Origin of the sequence: Anabaena sp. CCY 9910, assembly GCF_963920875.1 — a bacterium.
Lineage (GTDB): Bacteria > Cyanobacteriota > Cyanobacteriia > Cyanobacteriales > Nostocaceae > Trichormus > Trichormus variabilis.
The window spans coordinates 568,962-590,193 of the sequence record NZ_CAWUDJ010000001.1; the positions used below are offsets into that span (position 1 = coordinate 568,962).

General features: G+C 40.9%; 16 protein-coding genes. 10 read left to right on the forward strand and 6 right to left on the reverse strand.

Annotated elements, in window-relative coordinates:
• Positions 1–63 precede the first annotated feature (63 nt).
• The 5 genes from ACM5QX_RS02450 (at position 64) to ACM5QX_RS02470 (ending at position 4,623) form a co-directional block, all read left to right on the forward strand.
• Positions 64–237 carry a hypothetical protein gene (locus ACM5QX_RS02450; RefSeq protein WP_011318987.1) on the forward strand — a complete coding sequence of 58 codons (174 nt, stop codon included), beginning with the start codon at positions 64–66 and terminating at the stop codon, positions 235–237.
• Positions 234–2,306 (forward strand): AAA family ATPase, encoded by a 2,073-nt coding sequence (locus ACM5QX_RS02455; protein ID WP_414752221.1) that lies wholly within the window; start codon positions 234–236, stop codon positions 2,304–2,306. Before ACM5QX_RS02450 ends, ACM5QX_RS02455 begins: the two co-directional genes overlap by 4 nt.
• 148 nt (positions 2,307–2,454) lie before the next feature.
• Positions 2,455–3,021 (forward strand): Uma2 family endonuclease, encoded by a 567-nt coding sequence (locus ACM5QX_RS02460; protein ID WP_414752222.1) that lies wholly within the window; start codon positions 2,455–2,457, stop codon positions 3,019–3,021.
• An 80-nt stretch (positions 3,022–3,101) separates the two neighbouring features.
• Positions 3,102–3,575 (forward strand): DNA phosphorothioation-associated protein 4, encoded by a 474-nt coding sequence (locus tag ACM5QX_RS02465; RefSeq protein ID WP_414752223.1) that lies wholly within the window; start codon positions 3,102–3,104, stop codon positions 3,573–3,575.
• A 67-nt stretch (positions 3,576–3,642) separates the two neighbouring features.
• Positions 3,643–4,623, forward strand: a complete 981-nt coding sequence (locus ACM5QX_RS02470; protein ID WP_414752224.1) for an HNH endonuclease — start codon at positions 3,643–3,645, stop codon at positions 4,621–4,623.
• On the opposite strand, the gene ACM5QX_RS02475 is transcribed toward ACM5QX_RS02470, so the two are convergent.
• Positions 4,624–6,222 (reverse strand): DGQHR domain-containing protein, encoded by a 1,599-nt coding sequence (locus ACM5QX_RS02475; protein ID WP_414752225.1) that lies wholly within the window; start codon positions 6,220–6,222, stop codon positions 4,624–4,626.
• Positions 6,223–6,380: 158 nt separating this feature from the next.
• On the opposite strand from ACM5QX_RS02475, the gene dndC reads away from it, so the two are divergent.
• On the forward strand, positions 6,381–8,036 hold the full coding sequence (gene dndC / locus ACM5QX_RS02480; protein ID WP_414752226.1) for a DNA phosphorothioation system sulfurtransferase DndC: 1,656 nt from the start codon (positions 6,381–6,383) through the stop codon (positions 8,034–8,036).
• Here dndC and ACM5QX_RS02485 read toward each other — a convergent pair.
• Entirely contained in the window at positions 8,033–8,275 is a 243-nt protein-coding gene (locus ACM5QX_RS02485) for a helix-turn-helix domain-containing protein (protein ID WP_414752227.1), read from the reverse strand. The genes dndC and ACM5QX_RS02485 overlap by 4 nt on opposite strands.
• A gap of 122 nt (positions 8,276–8,397) precedes the next feature.
• Here ACM5QX_RS02485 and ACM5QX_RS02490 point away from each other — a divergent pair, with 122 nt between their 5' ends.
• The 3 genes from ACM5QX_RS02490 to dndE all read left to right on the forward strand — a co-directional run bounded on the left by ACM5QX_RS02490 (position 8,398) and on the right by dndE (position 11,214).
• Positions 8,398–8,652, forward strand: coding sequence for a hypothetical protein (locus tag ACM5QX_RS02490; RefSeq protein ID WP_414752228.1), 255 nt, complete (start codon positions 8,398–8,400; stop codon positions 8,650–8,652).
• A gap of 160 nt (positions 8,653–8,812) precedes the next feature.
• Positions 8,813–10,801: a DNA sulfur modification protein DndD gene (gene dndD / locus ACM5QX_RS02495; protein ID WP_414752229.1), complete on the forward strand. Its 1,989-nt coding sequence runs from the start codon at positions 8,813–8,815 to the stop codon at positions 10,799–10,801.
• 11 nt (positions 10,802–10,812) lie between these two features.
• Positions 10,813–11,214, forward strand: coding sequence for a DNA sulfur modification protein DndE (dndE, locus tag ACM5QX_RS02500; protein WP_414752230.1), 402 nt, complete (start codon positions 10,813–10,815; stop codon positions 11,212–11,214).
• Between the two features lie 146 nt (positions 11,215–11,360).
• Here dndE and ACM5QX_RS02505 read toward each other — a convergent pair whose 3' ends face one another.
• From ACM5QX_RS02505 to ACM5QX_RS02515, 3 genes are all read right to left on the reverse strand, one after another.
• Positions 11,361–15,194 carry a CHAT domain-containing protein gene (locus ACM5QX_RS02505; RefSeq protein WP_414752231.1) on the reverse strand — a complete coding sequence of 1,278 codons (3,834 nt, stop codon included), beginning with the start codon at positions 15,192–15,194 and terminating at the stop codon, positions 11,361–11,363.
• A 257-nt stretch (positions 15,195–15,451) separates the two neighbouring features.
• Complete coding sequence (locus tag ACM5QX_RS02510; RefSeq protein ID WP_414752232.1) at positions 15,452–15,697, reverse strand: hypothetical protein; 246 nt, start codon at positions 15,695–15,697, stop codon at positions 15,452–15,454.
• A gap of 180 nt (positions 15,698–15,877) precedes the next feature.
• Positions 15,878–16,555 (reverse strand): hypothetical protein, encoded by a 678-nt coding sequence (locus tag ACM5QX_RS02515; protein ID WP_414752233.1) that lies wholly within the window; start codon positions 16,553–16,555, stop codon positions 15,878–15,880.
• A 277-nt stretch (positions 16,556–16,832) separates the two neighbouring features.
• On the opposite strand from ACM5QX_RS02515, the gene dnaX reads away from it, so the two are divergent.
• Entirely contained in the window at positions 16,833–19,277 is a 2,445-nt protein-coding gene (dnaX, locus tag ACM5QX_RS02520; protein ID WP_414752234.1) for a DNA polymerase III subunit gamma/tau, read from the forward strand.
• A 137-nt stretch (positions 19,278–19,414) separates the two neighbouring features.
• Here the strand turns inward: dnaX and ACM5QX_RS02525 are convergent, their stop codons facing one another.
• Positions 19,415–20,821, reverse strand: coding sequence for a glycosyltransferase (locus ACM5QX_RS02525; protein WP_414752235.1), 1,407 nt, complete (start codon positions 20,819–20,821; stop codon positions 19,415–19,417).
• Between the last annotated feature and the right edge of the window lie 411 nt (positions 20,822–21,232).

The following is a 21,232-nucleotide window of genomic DNA, read 5'->3' on the forward strand; positions in this document are numbered from 1 at the left end:
TTACTGAGGTAAAATCAACGGTGGGGAAGAATAGAATAGAGCATAACCTATTGCCGAATTAAGATGTCTCAAGAGCAAAATATTGATGATGTTCAGGAGCCAATTATTAATGCACCGCCGGAGGTACGGCAAATTATTGAGCGGGTATGGCATCTGGAAAAAAACAGACTAGATAAAAAAAGCAATAGCCCCATCAATGATGATATTTTGACAATTGTGAAGGAAGCGGTGCAATGAAGCTGACTTCAATTAAACTATGCAATTTTCGCTCCTTTTATGGCAGAACACCAGAGATAGTTATTGCTGGAGGAGATGTTCTTAACACCACGATAATTCATGGGAATAATGGCTCAGGTAAAACCAGTTTACTTAATGCCTTTACGTGGGTATTATATGAGAAGTTTAGTGCAGCATTTGCCTCGATAGAACAATTAGTTAATAAACGAGCGATCGTCGAAGCTAAACTCGGACAAGCTGTAGAATGTTGGGTAGAGATTAACTGGGAACACGAAGGTAAACGCTACAACGTCAAACGCCAATGTAAAGGCTATAAAAATAAAACCGACTTTGCCATAGGTAAAACCGAATTACTTATGCAGGTAGCTGGGGATGATGGCAGATGGTATTATCCAAGCCAGCAACCAGAAGAAATCATTGGGCAGATTTTACCAGTTAGTTTACATCAATACTTTTTCTTCGACGGGGAACGCATAGAAGAAATCGTACGTTCTGATAAAAAAGCAGAAATTGCCGAAGCGACTAAAATTTTCTTGGGTGTGGAAGTAATTAACCGTTCCATCAGACATTTAGGTGAAGCTAAAAAAAGTTTAGAGAACGAGTTAAAAGCAATTGGTGATTCCGAGATTAAACAGCTTTTGCGTGAACAAGAAAAATTGGAACAAGAAATTGAACGCATTCACACCAGACAAACAGAAATTAAGCAAGAGTTAGAATATCAACAAACATTTAAGAAAGAAACAGGTAATCGTTTACAAGAATTAAGTGCAGCCAAGGAACTGCAACAAAGACGACAAGAACTAGAGAATCAAAAAAACTCCAATCAAGAAAGCCTCAGACAAACTAGAGAATCACTAAAGAAAATTATTTCTGCACGAGGTTACACAGTATTATTGTCAGATACTACAGCCCAATTTCGGACGATTATCAATCAACTGAAGCAACAAGGTGACTTAACTTCGGGAATTTCGCGGGAATTTATTCATGAATTATTAAAATCCCAACGCTGTATTTGTGGTGCAGAATTGCATGAAGGTAATCATGCTCATACAAATGTGAGTCTCTGGTTAAATCAAGCAGGTTCCTCGGCTGTAGAAGAAACGGCAATTCGTATGAGCGCCCAAGTAGACGAAATTGATAAGCAAGCGATCGCATTTTGGGAAGAAGTTGATAAGGAACAAGCGAGAATCAATCAGTTACGGCAAAATATATCTCAAGTTGAGAATGAGTTAGAAACTATTCAAGAACGCTTACGCAAAGATGCAAACGAAGAAATTAGCAGTTTACAAAAGCGATTAGATGAGATTGAAAATAAAATTGATGAATTAAATAGAGAACAAGGTGCAAATCAGCAAGAAATTTCTCATGTACAGGCTGATATTGATACTTTAGTTAAACAAATTGCTAAACAAAAGCTCAACGAAGAAAAACAGTTATTAGCACAAAGACGGATTAACGCTACTCAAGATGCTATTGAACGGTTAACAGAGGTCAGAAATCGGCAAGAAAATCAGTTTCGACTGCAATTAGAAAAGCGCTTGCAAGAGATATTTAATTCCGTATCTTTTACGCCTTATGTACCTAAAATTAGTGATAAATATGAGTTAACTTTGGTAGAGAGTACGTCAGGGATGGAAGCATCAGTTGCAGCTTCTACTGGTGAAAACCAAATTCTCAGCTTGTCTTTCATTGCCAGCATTATTGATAAAGTCAGAGATTGGAGCGAGAAACGCAAAATATTAACAGTACCCGATAGCAGTACTTTTCCCATAGTTATGGACTCACCATTTGGGAGTTTAGATGAAACTTATCGTCGTCGCATTGCTCAAACATTACCGGAGTTGGCTAATCAGCTAATAGTGTTAGTCACAAAAACTCAATGGCGAGGAGAAGTGGAAACAGAGATGACAGATAGAATTGGTAGGGAATACGTACTGACTTACTACTCTTCTAAGCCAGATTGTGAGCAAGATTATATTGAACTGGGTGGGGGAAGATATCCTTTAGTGAAACAAAGCCCGAATGAATTTGAATATACTGAGGTGATAGTGGTCGAGAGGGAGTGGTGATATTCGCACAATTTTGAGAGGTTATTTATAGCGATTCTTCGTGAACATAGGTGCAGAATTATTATTTTTAAACGCGGAGGAGTGAGGAGGAAAATGCAGAGGAGCGCGGAGAGTTTTTATTAGTGCAGTTGAGAAAAAGGAGTTGGTTATGGTTGCAAGTCCAGACCGGAATTATATGTCTCCTCAAGAATATTTGGAGTGGGAAGAACGCCAAGATATTAAATATGAGTATATCAATGGTGAAGTTTTTGCCATGACTGGGGGAACTCTTCCTCATAATGATATTGCTCTCAACTTAGCTACATCCCTAAAAAGTCATTTGCGTGGTGGCTTATGTCGTGTCAATATGTCTGACGCGAAAGTAGCAGTAGCTGAGGGTATGTCGTTTCATTACCCTGATGTTGTTGTGAGTTGTGATGAAAGAGATAGACAGGCTATTAAATTTCTTCAGTATCCTTGTCTAATTGTCGAAGTTTTATCTCCCAGTACAGAAGCTTACGACCGAGGTGCTAAATTTAAGCAATATCGTCGCATTCAAACTTTAAAAGAATACGTCCTAATTGATGCAGAAAAAATCAATTTAGATTGTTTTCGGTTAAATGAAAACGGTATTTGGGAGTTGTATTCTTACGAAGAAGGAAACGAAGTTTATTTGCAGAGTGTTGATTTTCGCTTTCCCATATCTCTGGTTTATGAGGATGTGTTTTTGGGTTAATTTGCTTACTTGGTATAAAATTATAAGAAGTGACACTTGTACCTTTCGGTTAAAATAGCAACAAAGCAATTATCAATATCATGGCAGAAACTGGCAGAATCAGGGTTGCTAAAGATAAAGCAGATTTAGTTAAAGCGTTGACATCTTCAGATGGTAGTACTGGGCCTTTTCAAACCTTCGCTGATGTAATTGTGTTTGCTGCTGCGTTAGGTGCAAAGCATAAAAAGCGCGTACCTTTAGGGGAAATTTCTAAACGAGAACCATCACCAATTCCGCAAGAACAGTTTATTGTTAGGGGATATGATACAGTAATAAACCTATTAGCCATTAATGAGACTAAAGATATTAATATTCTTTCTTTTAATGAATCAAACAAGAGTGAGATTCGGAACTATGTTTTTGAAGAATATGCTAATGGAGGTCTTGAGATATTGCAAATAGAGTTTAGAGGAGCAGTAGATTATTCAGAAAGGATTTTATTGTTTCTTAGTTCTGAAAGATTTCAGGATAATTATGAAGATGAATTCGACTTGAGAAAATTTATATCTTCTTAAGTATTAAGCTAGCGACTTGCCACTCAATCATTAATTTATATTAATTTTAATAAAAGATAGGGCAAAAATGAATCAGGTACAAAGCCATTTTAAGGATAATAATCTTGCTTATTATTCTGACTGTTTTTCTAAACTAAAAGTATATAAAACTAATAAGAAAGGAGATGCACTTAATAAGCCTGTATTACTTTTAGCTATAATAGAACTTATTTCAAGAGATTTGATCAAGGATAATCATATTGCTATTACAGATGACTTAATTGAAACATTCAAAAAATATTGGGAAATAACAGCTAATAAACCTTTTAAGGGTAGTGATTTTGCACTTCCTTTTTTTCATTTAAAAAACGAAAAATGTAAATTTTGGTATCTTAAATATAGTGATAACTATGATGGTGGTCGCCCTCAAACGATTCCTAAACTAAGAGAAGACGTTAATTATGCTTATTTAAATGATGAATTATTTATCCTAATGCAGGATTATTTTGCGAGAAAAGAACTAATCGAAGCAATTGTTTCAACATGGTTTTCCTATGAAGAAGATATTACAGAATCCCTTGTCAATATTAACCAAAATTTTCAAAATGAATCGTTAAATTATGACATAAACAATGAAATCCTAATCAACCCAGGTGCTGATGCTAAACGGAGTTTGAGAAGCACAGTAATTAGAGACGCTTTTTTTAGAAACATTGTTGTTCGCGTTTATGACTACAAATGTGCATTTTGTGGTTTAAAAGTGACTAAAGCCATAAATCAAAATATTGTGGATGGCGCACACATCAAACCATTTGCACAATTCTATGACAGTAGAATCCATAATGGTATTGCTCTTTGCAAAAATCACCACTGGGCTTTTGACCGTGGTTGGTTTACTGTGGATGAGCAGTATAAAATCATTGTTAGTAAAGAATTAAAAGAAATATCCCCCCACAGTAAACCCATGAAAGATTTTCATGGCGAAAGACTACTCCTACCAAATCAAGAGCAATATTTCCCAGAGTTAGAATCCCTGCAATGGCATCGCCAAAATGTATTTCAAGCGTAGTTACAAGACGGGCGGAAGCCCTACCTCCTTTGGTTCAACAAACTCGCCATCAAACCCAATTGTTTTATTTTCTACAGTCCTAGCATTAGCCAAAGCTTTACGAAGTTCAGCACGTTCCATAGAATCTTGAATTCCGCCAAGGATATAAATTAATAACTTTGTCGCCAATTCCTTTCCTGAAACCTGCACTCGCTTTTTATTAGGGTCATATAATACCCCATACCACAGAGATTGAGGGTATTCCATACCAGTAAAACCCCCTTGCTGGTCAAACTTGCGTAACTTCTTAAAAATACCGGCTACAGACAAACCTTTTTTAAAAACTAAAAATCCTAAAGCTTGCGCCAAAGCCACTTGTGCTACAGGACGGAAAAGTATGTTTGCTTCACCGCCGCCCTTTTCAAAACTAAAGCGTCGTAAAATAGGTATATCTTCGTGTTCCAAAATTTTATAACTAGGTAAGCTTGCCAAGTTATCAAAGAGTTTGGTGAATTCTGCAATTCCCTCCTCAATTTCTTCGTCTTCTGGACGCATGGGAATTAAACCTTTCTCAAAAGGTTTCCAGTGTGGGAATTTTTGACCCAAGTATTTTTCTGACATATCTTGCAATGCTTGCAAAGTTGTCAAAACTGTGGAATTTGCTGCGACTGTTGCACTATTCCAATTAACGCGGGGGTTACGATTTGGTTTTTGTTCCAAAAGCGGATGAGTAACTGCAATTTTTCGCGCCACAATTGCAAAACCATCATCTTCATTTAACTGCGCTAACTGACCTTTAGTTAAGGGTGCAGCCATTAAGTTAACATGAACAAATACAGACCTCACCCTTCGCCTCGCTTCGGTGCGAGTCTCCCCAGCATTCACCGCACAAATGAACTCAATACCTATTTTTTCTTTGGGTAAGCTTTCTAAATAATCAGGGTCTACTTGATACTGCTCTAGCAAATCTGACACTGTGATAAAACTATCATCAGCCGTTTTATCCTTTTTATATCGCTGGAGTTTGCCAGTTTTGATTAATTCTATCAACCCCTGCACTCCCATCAGCCGATGTTGTCCATCTAATGCGTAAATGCTGACGTTATCCTCAGACACATTGAGCAAGCCGACCTTACCATCTTGATCTAGGGGTGTAAAATCAGTAGTAGACTTTATTGCACGTTCTTCACTATCCCACTCATCAGCTTTGTGCTTATCTACCCAAGACTGATTAATTACCACTAGAACTGCTGGAAACTTATGATTTTTTCTAGCTGCTAAATACTGAACAAGGGGTGCTTGACGTGACCAGTCAAGGGGACGCTGTTGAATTTCGTCAATACTATCCGCGTCAATTTCGATGTTATCAGTCTCTGCATTATACTTTTTTTGCAGCAGAGGTAACCCAGAGGCAAAGTGAACCCTACCTGCAAACCATTCCAGAGTGACAGACCCTACATAAGCCTCTGTACCCCCCATCTCGGTTTTTTGAACGAGAATTTGGTCTTCTTTCTGTAAAAATTTGTCTAAAAGTAAAGCTAGTACCTGTTTTTCCTTGTCTTCTCGCTCTGGGTAATCTCTAGCAATGTCAGCAGTTGGGTCAGATGTAGTATCACTCATATTAATTTTTAAAAACTTAATCTTGTAGTGTAGCTATATTTTCCAAAAAGTTAGATACTAGTTAATCAGTTTTTAAAAACTTTTTGGCAACCCGCGCATTCTATAACGCCGGGTAAGAGAAAATGCGGTAACGCCCGAATGTTCAAAGGTAGGGAGCAATGAGTACAACACAACAGCCAGAAAATAAGGGTCAGCAGACACGTACTGTAGCAGAATTGGTGGAGTATATCCAAGCTCTGACTACGGAAATTCAAGAATTGTATTGTTTAGATGCGATACCTTGGGTTGTTGGTTATTCAGGCGGGAAAGACAGCACTGCTACTTTACAGCTCGTTTGGAATGCAATATCGAAACTTCCACCGGAAAAGCGGACTAAGCCCATTCATGTGATTACAACTGATACTTTAGTAGAAAACCCCATAGTCTCTGTTTGGGTACGTAACTCTTTAGAACAGATGAAAGTTGCTGCAAATGAGCAAGGGATGCCAATTTATGCTCATTTATTATACCCAGCAGTGAAAGACACTTTTTGGGTTAATTTAATAGGTAAAGGCTATCCAGCACCGCGTAATCGTATGCGTTGGTGTACTGATAGATTGAAAATTAAACCAACAGACAGCTTTATTCGTGAAGTAATTCAGTCTAATGGAGAAGTAATTCTTGTTTTAGGTACTCGCAAAGCTGAAAGTATTAAACGCGCTATCACAATGGCTAGACATCGAGAATGGCGGATACGAGATCATATAAATGCTAATCCCAATCGGCCTAACTCATTGATTTACCTTCCTATAGAAGATTGGCGTACTGATGAAGTTTGGATTTATCTTAATCAAGGGCAAAATCCTTGGGGATACAGTAATAAAGACTTGTTTTCTATGTATCGAGGCGCAACAGCTGACAACGAATGTCCATTAGTTGTTGATACTTCTACCCCTAGCTGTGGCGATTCTCGATTTGGTTGCTGGGTTTGTACAATTGTTAATAAAGATAAATCAATGGAGGCGATGATCCAAAATGATGAAGAAAAAGAATGGATGCAGCCTCTATTAGACATTCGTAATGAATTAGATATTAGAGATGATCGCGATAAAAGAGACTTTCGCCGTATCTGGGGAGAGGTTCAATTATTTGAGCGAAATGTTGAGGGTGAAACTTCTGTTGAGCCAATTCATGGCCCATATACAAAATATTGGAGAGAATATTGGTTAAGGCGCTTATTGGAAGCTGAAAAACAAATTAGTCAAACAGCACCAGAAAATATGCGCGATATTACTCTCATTTCCGTAGAAGAACTAAGTGCCATTCGCCGGATTTGGCTAGAAGAAAAACATGAGTTTGACGATAGCTTACCCCGCATTTATCAAGAGATAACTGGTGAAGAATTTAAAGACCCACGTCCTGGCGCAGACCTTAGCTTATTAGGTAGCGATGAGTGGTCTGTATTAGAAGAAATCTGTGCAGGTGATGGTATGCACCTGGAACTGATGGCGAAACTTTTGGACACAGAACGCCAATATCGGAAAATGTCTCGTCGTGTGGGAATCTATGAAACTTTAGAAAAATGTTTTGCTACCAGTTCTCGTTCTAAGGATGAAGCAGTTAAAAATGCTCATTTAAAACGAGATTTGAAAACAGCAGTTGAACAAGGTGATATTGAAAAAGTTAAGCAGTTAACTTTAGCAGACTTCAGTGCACCTGATGTAACTACAAACGCACCAGATACACCAAGTGATGAAACCATTACCACAAAATCAGGTGCTAAGGCGAAGGCTTGGGCAAATAAGAAATTCAAAAATAAAGAGACAAAGGCTTAAGCTAGTTCATCATCGTCACCATTCCCTAAGTACAACCTGATAAAATCCTCGGCTGCGGCTGGATTAATTTTCTTCAGCGCATCCCGAATCTCCAGCACTGCATCAGCTACAGGGTCTGTCATCTCATTAACCCATCGATGAACGTTTGGCCGTCCTGTTCCCATTGTGACTGCTAACTTGTTTTGGCTGATGCCGTAGATTTCTAACACCTGTTTCAGCGCTTTTCCTGCTTTTCCCATGCCTCTGATTGTGTCAAAGGCTCATAACCTAGTAAATGTTCTATATATGTAACAAATAATGTAAGATAGTCTTGTTACTTTTATGTAACAGTAACTTTTACCAATAAATTAGGTACATCCCAATGACTAAAAGCTTCTTGGCAGATACCTGTATAACTCCTACACCGCTTGTTTCGTCGGATGAATCAGCAGAAACGACACCAGCCAGAGAGTCTGTAAAAGTAGTAATCTTCGGAACCAAAACAGGTGTCAACAACACAATTCTCACACTCTACAAACTGGGTTTTGCTCAAGTTAACGAATGGAGTCCGTTGTTACCTAGTTCTAACCCTGGTGAAGTGATGAGTATATTAACAAGGCATATTATGACGACCTAACTTAAAAAGTGGTAACGTGGGCGATGCCAACCTACCCTTGTAGTAAAACCTTACTTCTCTGTGTTCCTGTAGGTTAAAAATTATTTTCACTACAGAAACACAGAGATAAAAATTGCAGTTATACATATTGAACCCATCTACACGGGTTGAACATAAATTAATGATATTCCTCGAACTCGTTCTACAAAATTTTGGTCCCTACTCTGGGAGACAAGTAATCAATCTTGACCCCAGAGGTGAAGATAATCCTCACCCAATTATTCTATTAGGGGGGATGAATGGAGGCGGAAAAACCACACTCATGGATTCTATCCGCCTAGCTTTATATGGACAACGCGCCCAATGTTCTACCCGTGGAAATTTAAGTTATAGTGATTTCTTAACTCAATGCGTTAATAGTCAAGCTAATCCTGCGGAAAAAACGCGGGTTGAATTGCTTTTTGAACATATTGAAGATGATAAACCAATAAAATACCGGATTGTCAGAACTTGGGAAAAAAATCCTAAAGATGGTAAAGATACACTAGGAATTTTGGGTGATGATGATACATGGCCTGTGGATTCTCTGGTGAATATCTGGGATGACTATATAGAAAATCTTTTGCCTTTGGGGATTTCTAATTTATTTTTATTTGATGGGGAACAAGTTAAAGAACTTGCGGAACAGGAAACACCACCACAAATTGTTATTGAAGCTATTCGCGGATTGTTAGGTTTAGAATTGGCGGATAGATTAGCTGTTGATTTAGAGATTTTAGTTAATCGCAAACGAAAGGAACTCGCTGAAACTAAAGATTTAGCTGAACTGGAAGAACTTGAACAGAGATTAAAATCACAGCAAGAAGATTATCAAGTTATAGAAGAAAAGTTAGCAACTGTGAAAAATGAAATTGAAGAGTTAGAAGCTATACAGCGAGAAGCTTTAGATAAATTTGTGTCTGAAGGTGGTAAGATTGCTGCCGAACGTAATCAGCTAGAACAACAACAAAAGGAAAAATCTAGCGCCGCCGAGAATATTAGACAGTCAATGTATGCGGTAGCTGCTGAGGCTTTACCTTTGGCGTTAATTCCCAATTTACTAAGTCAAGTACAAACTCAGGGAGCAAAGGAATTCCGCTATCAACAAATACAATTAGCTAGAGATGTTTTATTGGAGAGAGATAAACGCTTATTGCAATGGTTAAATAAATTAGCAATTGGTTCTGAACAGGTCGATAAAATCCAATCTTTTTTAGTGGAAGATGTGGATAATTTGTATACGGGTTACGCCCAAACTGAAGCACTTTGGTTATTAGCTGATGAAGAAAGTTTAAGTCAGTTAGATAATACTAGATATCATTTACAAAATGCTAAAGTTTTAGCAAAGCAGCAATTAGTTAATCTCAAAAGTATAGAAGAAGAATCGATTGTGTTAGCTAGACAGGTGCAGACAGCAGCAGAACCAGAAGCTTATCGAAAGCTACGCGAGACTGTAGAAACAGCACAAAATCAAGTGGTTCAAGCTAAGGCTAATTATGAAACAACTCGCCGTACTTTATTGGAATTAGCAGAATCTATTGAACAAACAAAGAAGGAATTGAAAGAATATACTGATAGAAATATTGATACTAAAAATAGAGGACATATTATTACTTCTGCTGCTAAAGTGCAGGAAACTCTGAAGCTTTTCCGGGAAAAATTAACTCTGCGAAAACTCAATAAACTAGAGGAAGAAGTAAAAAATTGCTTCCTCTACCTACTGCACAAATCAGATTTAGTATATCGCCTCACTATTGATACTAAAACCTTTGCCTTATCCCTGTTCGATTTTGATGGTAAACCAGTTCCCAAACATCGCCTGTCAGCAGGGGAAAAACAACTACTAGCGATCGCCTTCCTCTGGGGATTAGCCAAAGTTTCTGGTCTGCGGTTACCTGTAGCTATCGATACACCCCTCGGTAGGCTTGACTCCTCCCACCGTCAAAACCTAGTAGAAAAGTACTTTCCCGCCGCTAGTCATCAGGTAATTCTCTTATCTACAGATACCGAGATCGGTAAACAAGAAGTAGAAACACTAAGGAGTAATGAAGCGATCGCCCGTGAATATCTCCTGCAATACAACTCCACAACCCGCCAAACAACGATCATAGAAAATAAATATTTTTGGTAATACAAATTATTATGGAATCGCCAATCGAAAGAATTAAACTCTCGCAAACGGCTAAAGAACAATTATTAAAACTCCGCCGCAATACCAAAATTAACCAATGGAATATCCTCTGTCGTTGGGCTTTTTGTCGTTCCCTCGCCGAAACAACTCCACCTTCTCCTGTTCCCATTCCCCAAGATAGCAACGTCGAAATGACATGGCGGGTTTTTGGTGGCGAAATCTCAGATGTTCTCCTCCTCGCCCTGAAGCAACGTTGTCACAATGACGGTTACCCCACAGATAAAGAAACTTTAGCAACCCAGTTCCGCCTACATTTACATCGTGGTATCGGTTATTTGGCAGGTGACCCCAATATCAAGAAAATTGAAGATTTAATTGAGCTAGCAATCAAAGATAAAAATGATATGAGTTAGCTATGCAATGCGATCGCAGGTTGATACATTTGAGTTGGGGTAAAAAACATCCCCGACTCCAACTGTCTTTAATTTTGTTGGCGCAGCCTTGCCGTAGGCTATTTTGAATTTTGTAGCTTTAGCTTCCCGTAGGGTATTTTGAACTGTTACCTTGTTGTATTCGGCTTACCTGTAACTGTAAAAGCTGCCCAATAATAAGGATGAGAATATAGATTTTTATCAGCAGGCATTTTGCTAATTCTATACAAATGTGTTGCTAAATAAGCTCTGAGCTTTAACTCTTGCGGGTCTAGGTTGCTGAGTAAATCTTCATACCATTGTGTTAATTCCGATGCAGTTAATTCTCTCAGCCAACCTGTAGCTTCAGCCAAAGCCGTACTTGCTGATTGTACTAACTGTAGTCGTCGGTAAAATTCAATGATGACTAAAGCGCTGGCTGATGATTCTACAGTCCAGAGAGTGCTGACAACTTGAGAAACACCTTTATAGAAAAACGCACTTACTAAATCTACATATTCACTGGTAGTTACTTGGTTAGTATTAGTTGCAGTTTCACAAGTAGAGAGAGTTACTAAGTTATAAGTTGATAAATTTGTTTCACAGATTTCTGCCAAGGTAAATTTATCTTCACCTGCTAGGGCTAATTCTGATCTTTGAGGATCTGTTAACCTATTAATTGCCTGACCTGCGAAATGCAACACATTATAATTACTAAAGACAGCATCTTCAAAATTATTTTTAGTAGCCTCTACACCTTGGAGCCGTTGACGATTGTTAAACATCTGGCTAACAACTTCGGCTTCTAAGTTAGCAAATCTCAAGGTCGGGTAAGCTGTACTATCAGGATATTCAACACTCAATAGTGTTTGATTGACAAATTGGCTAATATTAGCATTTTTTGCGGATAAAGCTATTTGAATACTCGGCAGATAGGCGATATCTGCATTTGGTATTGCTTCTGAGGAGTTAGACATTGGAAACAAGCAATGAAGAGGCACTCTAAATAAATCACGGTGGGGGACTAAAATCAGTTGAGTAATATCTTCAAGTTCTTGTTGAATGGTGTCAATTTCTAGAATTTCCTTTAGCTGCAATAGCTTGTGTTCCATCTCCAACCGCCAAGGATGATTACTTTTGCTTTGTTGGTCTTGGGCTTGTTGATGATAATCTTGATAGTTTTGCTGCCAATCTTCTAACCAATTTTCAAAGGCAATTAGTCGTCTCGTAGCTTCGGGTAGAGGTAAATCTTGCAGAGGTGTGGCGTTAATTGCTCCTAAATCTTGGACTGGTGTGAAAACAAGAATTGGTGATGGGGCTTGGTCTTTGACAATAAAGGTATGTAAAGCGACTGGGCTAATATGCCAGTAAATAATTGCGGTGTGGGGATTAAGTAATTGTTGAACTGCACGATAATTTAGTGGTTGAATATCTGCGTTCCAGCCGCATAATAGCCAAGTTAAACAAGCATTTTTTCCCTGTTCTGCTATTTCCCAAGCTTCTACTAAATCACCATATTCTACAGCTACATCAACGGCTAGTTGTGCGAATCCCGCAAATTTGAGTGCTAGTTGTTTTTTAATTTCTGCGGTGCGAGTTGGTTCATTCAGTAGTTGTTGTAATAACCTAGAGCCGCGTTGCTGAAATTCTTGGGCTTGTGTTGTTTGTCCTAGTCCTAGCAATGCTTTAACAAGGGACTGGAGAACTTCTAAATGTAACTGAGGAAAACCTGCACTGGTGAGGGTTAATAGGGCTTGATTGTACTCGGTTACAGCTTTGCGCCAATAGTTACGGGATGTAGAATATTTTTTACCTTGTTCGTAATAAGTATTAGCGATCGCCAGATGTAATCTTCCCCAACCTTCTGGGTGGGTGTCTGGGCGAATATGTTTTAAACCTTCCTGATAACTAGCTAATTTACCTTCATAGCCAGCCTGCTTTAAGGCAAAATTATTTGCAGCTATGGTAGTTAATAAATTTAGTAGTGTTTCTGTCTCATTTAAATTACCGATGGCCGTCCCGCGACCAATCCAAGCTTCCCAGTAGTCCAGCTTGATTTGTAAAGCATTGTCATAACAAACGATCGCTTCTAAAAATCGTTCTAAGTAAAATAGCGCTACAGCTTGGTTATACCAGGCGAGGTGAAAATCTGGCTTAATGGCTATCGCTTGCTTATAGGAGGCGATCGCTTCTTCACGACGACCTAAATTTTCTAAAGCTACACCCCGGTTATACCAAGCTAAGTAAAAATCTGCCTGAATTGATAAGGCTTGATCCCAAGAGGCGATCGCTTCCGACCATTGTTTTAAATTAAATAAGACCACACCCCGGTCAATCCACACCTCATGGAAGTCTGGTTGAATCTCCAAGGCTTTGTCGTAGGAATCTATGGCCGCTTCATATTGTTCATCTACACCTAACGCAATACCTCGGTAATACCAATTTTCCTGGTCTTCTGGTGATAAAAGTAGGGCTTCATCGTAACTCGCAATAGCTTCTGCGATTTGTCCCAACTTCAATTCTGCCCAACCCTTACTAGACCAAGCCCCTGGCATATCAGGCTGAATAGTAATCGCTTGTTTGAGTGAGGACACCGCTTCCTCATACAGTCCTAACTGCCCCAAAGTCCCACCCCTGTTATACCAAGCCTTGTAGTAATCCGGTTTGATTTCAATAGCTTGGTCATAGGAGGCGATCGCTTCCACAAACCTTTCTAAATGGAATAAAGTTAAACCACGATTAAACCAGTATTCATAGGAATTGGGGTTTAATTGAATTGCTTGCTCATAATTAGCGATCGCCCCTGACAAATCACCAGTCTTAGCTAACTGCAACCCTTGGTAAAATAATTCTTGCGCCTTGACAAAAGCATTAGAATGCTCGTTGATAATAGCTGGCGGTTGGTTGTTCTGTACTATCAAATTAGCCGCCAATTGCTGGACTAAATTAGTACTTTGATCCAAGCGCACCATTAACTCATCCAAAGTGTAAGCAACATTGGGATCTAAATTGACTAAAGACTGATCCCAATCGCTTTGGGTGGATACTATGGCTGCTGAGTTTTGTTCTCGATAATCTAATACCAGTTCACTTAAGTTACTGATGACATCTTCTTGCGCCGGCATCAGTAAAGGTGGTGCTGTCAATTCGGCTTGTTGATATTCCCAAGTTAGTTCTTGTAAGTTTGTCGTGGCATCAACAACTACATCAGTTGGGGCTATTGGCTCTTGCCAACTAAGTTCTGGAGGATTTTCGATAATGTGATCATCCACTAATTCACTGGGAGTTATGTGATATTCCCAACTCAGTTCCTGCAAATTTTTGATTGTATCCTCATCAACTGAGCCAGTGGGGACTGCGTGATATTCCCAACTCAGTTCTTGCAAGCTGGTGATTGTATCTTCATCAAGATGATCAATTTCTGATTGTGTCTGGTGAGTAGCTGTTTCTGGTTCAGTGGAGTCCCATAATAAATCTCCGAGATTGCGGATTAATTCCTGTCCTGGCGAATCTGAGAGACGATCGCTAGTTTGGGGAACTGTAGTTGATGATACTTCTGTCTCCTCATTCACTTCATTTATTTCTATAAATTCCCTATCTAGTAAACGGATGCCAATATCATAAGAAAGCTCTCCTACCTTGCCAATCCCTAGTTCACCCAGAGTCACCATTTGTCTACCTAAATGATGATTTGGTGCAGGTGACATCAGTAATTTTTCCCCAAATACCAACAGCCAATCTATCCAGCGCTCAACACTAATGCGGTCTTCCATCCGTTGCAAATACCTAATTGCCCACTGCTGACCGCGCCCTTGATTCACGCCTTGCAGCAACTGATTAAACAACACTTCCAAATCCGCATTAGTTAGCTCAGGTGGTTCTTCTGCCACCTGTTCCTTGACACCCTTGAAATAATCAGTTTGTGGATCATCAACAGGGTGCTTGTCAAAAGTTTTAAGCCACTGAAATAGCCGAGTGAGCATTTGCCATACTCTTAAATTTTATTTACCCTAGATTGTAGCGATCGCTGTGTTGAACAACTCATGATAATTCATGATTTACGTGAAATCCACTAAAATTAATAGAGTTTTTCATATTTATATGTAGTAGGCTGGCCTATAAGAACCTATGCCAACGCCTAGTCTCTGTCTACGAAAGGCTTGTAGCTTCAATTCTGCATCCCCGAAGCGTGGCTGATATTAAATAAATCCCGCCTTCCCCGCTAAATCTGGTAGTTCACCTAGATAAATAAAAATACAGCTATTAAAACAGCACTGAGAACAAAAGCTAATATCAGTGCATATTCCAATCTACGACTGAAAAATCCCACAGCAGCAATCACAATAATTGCTAAACCGAAAATAGCAAAGTACTGTTCTCTTTGTAGACCCCTAGCAATCAGAGGGTCTTTACCTGGTGGCGGCGTTTCCTGAATTGTTTGAGGAGCAAGTTCTGACGCTGGGATTTCCTGTAACAATAAATTCATAAGATTATTCCTCAGACGATTTCGTCAATAAAGATTTTTTAGCCTTTAACCCTCTTTCCTCCCCTGTCTCCCCGTTCGCGTAGCGTCCCGTAGGGAAGTTCGCCCGGAGGGAAACCCTCCTTGCGACTTCTCTTCCTGCTTCCCCTGTCTACTTAAACCGTGTTGAATTATATGCAGTGATTATTCTGTTGCTTGTTGACTGGCAGCATAATATTGATTCATCAATGCCTCGACAATCACCTGGGGATCATCGGTTTCAATCGCTAGCTGTTCGGCAATCTGTTGGCGTAAGTTTTCATCCTCTTGCAGCATCTCAAATAACTGTTCAAGAGTAACCGTTTGATATTCTCCTTCTGGGTTTTCCTCAGTTGCGGAAACGCTTTCCTCTGGATATAATACATCAGTACTATCTAAGTCTGGGCCATCATATTCCCAAATCGGTTCGCCTTGATTACGGCTCAATACCTGCATCCCAATCTCGTAGGCGACATCTCCCAGTTCCCCCACGCCCAATTCTCCGAGTTGCACTAATCGAGCTGCTAATTCATTATTTGGTGAGGAGGATGCTAGTAATTTTTCGCCAAAACGCCTTAACCATTCTACCCATTGTGCAGTTGTCACACGATGCTCAATTTTTTGCAGCCACTTTACAGCCCAAGCCTGGCCCCGCGCCTGATGCACTCCTTCGAGAAGTTCGGTGAACAGAAATTCTAAATCTGTATCACCCAGGGGTGGAGCTGGTTGTTTTGTCACGCTAGGACTAGTTTTCACCGCAGTCTGTTTCCTACCCCCACCAAACAAGCCTTGAAAAAAGCTTTTAAGCCATTGGACTAGCCGCCTGAGCATTTGCTGTACCATTTACTATTGTGTCCCCTAAGATTGTAGCCGCCTAAAGCGGGCGCAAAGCGCACTGTTGCCTTAGTCAAGTAAATATATGTAAGTGAATTTCACAGTCTCTTCTAGGGTATGTCACAGCTCACAATATGAGTGGCAAAGTTTAAAATGGTTTAACTTCATTCACGATTCAAAATGGTCAGACTCTTTGGGGGCAAAAATTCTCATGATTGGGTGTAAGTAAATTTAAAGCACAACAACTTAGCAAATCAACCCTAGAAGGTATTGACTTTTTTCACCCATGTCTTATGTACCCCTGCACCACAAGTATCGCCCAAAGAGTTTTGCTGAACTGGTGGGGCAAGAGGCGATCGCTACCACACTCACAAATGCTATCCGTACAGCTAAAATAGCTCCAGCGTATTTATTCACTGGCCCCAGAGGTACAGGTAAAACCTCCAGCGCCCGGATTCTGGCTAAATCCCTCAACTGTCTCAACAGTGACAAACCCACAGCCGAACCCTGTGGCGTTTGTGATGTTTGTCAGGGAATCACCAAAGGCTACTCCCTGGACGTAATCGAAATTGATGCCGCCAGTAACACTGGTGTAGACAATATCCGCGAATTAATTGAAAAAGCCCAATTCGCCCCCGTGCAGTGTCGGTATAAGGTTTATGTAATCGATGAATGTCTCACAGGAGATGCTCTGGTTTGGACAAGTGACGGTCTGATGAGGATCGACGACCCCCAAATTAAAGGCAAGCAAGTTCTCAGTTACAACGATTCATTACAAAACTGGGAATTCAAAAAAGTTGTTAGATGGTTAGACCAGGGTGAACGAGAAATACTGGTTATCAAGACAACTAATAGAACGATTAGATGTACGGGTAATCATTTAATTAGAACAGACCAAGGATGGATACCAGCAAAAAACGTCAAAGAAGGAGTGAAGATACTATCCCCTGTGAATGTGGATGTGGCAAACTCATCTACAAGTATGGTACGGGAGGAAACACCAGTAGAAAATGGTTGGCAGACCTGCATCAATACTCAATACCCACAATGGACTACAAATTTGGAGAAGGTCGAATCTGTCCGCCTCGGTGGAGTTGAGAGGGTATACGATATCGAGGTAGAGGATAATCACAACTTTGTTGCTAATGGGCTTCTAGTCCATAATTGTCATATGCTCAGTAGTGCGGCATTCAATGCGTTACTGAAAACACTGGAAGAACCACCTAAGCACGTAGTTTTTGTTTTAGCGACAACCGACCCCCAACGAGTGTTACCTACGATTATTTCTCGTTGTCAAAGATTTGATTTTCGGCGCATTCAACTAGAGGCGATGGTCAAGCACTTAAGTACGATCGCCTCAAAGGAAAATATTAACATTTCCCTAGAAGCTGTCACCTTAGTAGCTCAGTTATCCCAAGGCGGATTACGAGATGCAGAAAGTTTACTCGACCAATTAGCCTTATTACCTAACGAAGTCACACCAGAGCAAGTATGGGATTTAGTCGGTTCAGTTAGCGAACAAGATTTGTTAGTTTTATTGGCAGCGATCGCCCAAGATAACCCAGAATTAGTATTAGACTCTACCAGACAAATCTTAGATCGTGGTCGAGAACCCTTAACCATTCTGCAAAACCTAGCCGCCTTCTACCGCGATTTACTCATAGCCAAAACCGCACCCAATCGTCATAATTTAGTTGCTTGTACTCAGCAGACATGGAAAGCACTAGTTGAATCTGCCCAATCTTTGCCCATAAGTACCATCTTACTAGGGCAGAAACATTTACAAGAAGCAGAACTGCAAATTAAACACACCACTCAACCACGTTTATGGTTGGAAGTGACATTACTAGGATTATTACCAAGCGCCAATATTCAACCCGCAGCGATAGCCCTGACACCAAGCAACCATCGCCCAGCACCACAGCAAGTTTCCCCAAAAGCGCCCCCACAAAACCCATCTCCACAACCCCCTCCTCCACCCCCACCAGAAGCCTCCAACCACCAAGAAACCCCCGACACACCCCCATCCATCTCATCCCCCATCGTGGAGGAAGTTAAAGCTACATCTTCCCCTACTCCCCAGTCCCCAATCCCCAGTCCCTCAGAAGAGAACTTTGCTCAAATTTGGCAGCAAGTCCTCAATAATATTCAACAAATCCCCAGACGCGCCTTACTGGGTCAAATGTGTTACCTCATCGATTTTGCAGGTACTGTGGCTCGTATTGGTGTCAAAGCTGCGTGGTATGACAAAGTTAAGTCTGACTTACCTATGATTACGGCAGCTTTCCAACAAACTTTTAATCGGGAAATTCAGGTAACGTTAGAAAGAGGCAACCCATCAAACGCTACTACAGTCAGGAAAATACCGCCAACCAATAGTAATGGTAACAGCAATGGTAACGGTCATAACGGTACTGCCAGCGTACAACAGCCACCGTCACCAACCTACAGCAACCAAAAGCCAACTACACCTCCCCCACAACCTACCGCAACCGCCCCAACTCCAAAAACTACACCCATCTCCCCAAGTACAGGAGGGGCAAAAACACCACCCCCAAAAGAGAACCAAGCACCTCTACCTGAGTGGGAAACTGATGAAGTGGCGATCGCAGCCCAACGTCTGGCAAAATTCTTTGATGGGCAAATCATCCGATTTACCGACGATGGCGAAGCATTATCAGAAATGGCTACATCTGAGTGGACGGATGAGTCAGATTTAGAGGATGAATAAGGCAGGGGGCAGGGGGCAGGGGGAAAAAAATTGACTATGGACAACTAACAACTGACAACTGACAGCTTAACAACTAACAAAAAAATGCAAAATCCAAACTGAATTTTGCATTTTGCATTTTGAATTTCTCGTAGGAACTATTCCCCACTTCCTGTATGGACGGTTTTCACCCACTTCAAGCGCTTGGGTCGGAATGACATCCGCGCTGTGGTGCTGCTCATCACTACTAACCAGTGCAGCATATATAAGGTGCCACGCATTGTTTGTAGTAACAAGACAAAGGGGGTGTGAACTTGGAATTTTTGTTCTTGTCGTATGCGCCGTAAACCAGCAAACATTCCGACGACGGACATTGTGACAGACAAGCCTGTCACCGGGCCTAGAATTGGCGGACGATGGCGGACAACAGCCATGAGTAAATCGGGAATTGCTGCTGTCGGCAAGATATACATCGTCAGCATGAACATCAACATATCCCAAGTTTTCCGCGTACCCATGCGGTTTTTGAGAATCAAATCCCAATAGTCCAAATAGCGCTGATAGCCACCTTCCGCCCAGCGATTGCGCTGATGCCAAAGAGCGATCGCCGTTGTTACGCCTTCTTCCTGTACGGCTGGATAGAACAAACATTCAATATCCCATTTGTCAAGATGCAGGCGGAAAGTCAGATCCAAATCATCAGTGATTGTTTCTTCATTCCAACCACCGCAGCTATCCAAGGCTTGGCGGCGCACAAATTGACCGTTCCCCCGCAGTTCACCGATGCCTCCCAGGGCGGTACGCTGTTGCTGGAACCAAATATCCAGCGACATTTCCGCCATTTGCCCCTTTGTCCAAAAATTTTCTTTGGCGTTGGCGATCGCTTTTCGCACCTGCACCGCCCCCACCTTTTCCCGTTGAAACAAAGGTACTACATGGAGTAGCATATCTGATGCTACTTGGGCATCAGCATCAAACACGGCAATGATTTCACCCTGAGTTAATGGTAAAACCTGATTTAATGCCCCTGATTTACCACCAGTAGCTTGGGCTGAACGTCTGAGGACTTTTAGTTTGTCGTACTCTTTTGCCAGTTCTGCTAGGATATGGGGCGTTTTATCGCTACTATTATCATCAATTATCCAAACTTCGTATTGCCCGTTGGGATATTCCAGATTACAAAGATTTTTCGCTAATTTAGCAATGACAGCTTCCTCATTTTTCGCCGCTACCAATATAGATACAAACGGTAAACTACCCTGCATCTCTTTTTGATAGTGGCGGGGTCGAGCAAAAACTACTCCTAAAGCATGAATACCTAAAACGGTAGTCAACCCTAGTATAAAAATAGAACCCCAGGAAACCAAATGTAGAGCGATCGTGCCACTCCAGACGATTGTTAAAACTAGAGCAGCTTTCCCTCTACGTCCTTGAAACCGGGATGGTAGAGACAAATCCCGTGTTTCCACTACTGATTCCTCTGTTGTTGATAGGTCAGACAACAAGGAATTGAGTGGATCAAGCTCTTTGTAGGAATCGTTGTCGGGCCAGGAATTCGCTGGCATAAGTTACTTGATCCAAAAAAAGCTAATGCAGCCCTATTTTAACCGAGATTTTAATATTTCTTAGCAGTAACTTCTGTTATCACTATCATTCTTGGGTTAGTTTTTGGTCAGTGGTCAAAAGAAGCAGGGGAGAAGAGGGCAGGGAGCAAGGGGGAAAACTGGGACTGAAGCTCAGACTCCGACCCAGCAAGAGCGCCCTGTAAGGGCGAGGCTCGTACCCCGAAGTTCTGATCGCCGGAAGCCGGCGCTCAGACTTCTCTTCATGTTTCGCTCCGCTTCACGGCTCCTGGGCTTTCTATTGCTCCCCTGCTCCCGAAGTTCGCCCGGAGGGAAACCCTCCTTGCGACTTCTCTTCCTGCTCCCTGCCCCTCCGCCTCTTCGGTCAGTATGTCCTTATCCGTCTGCTCCCCT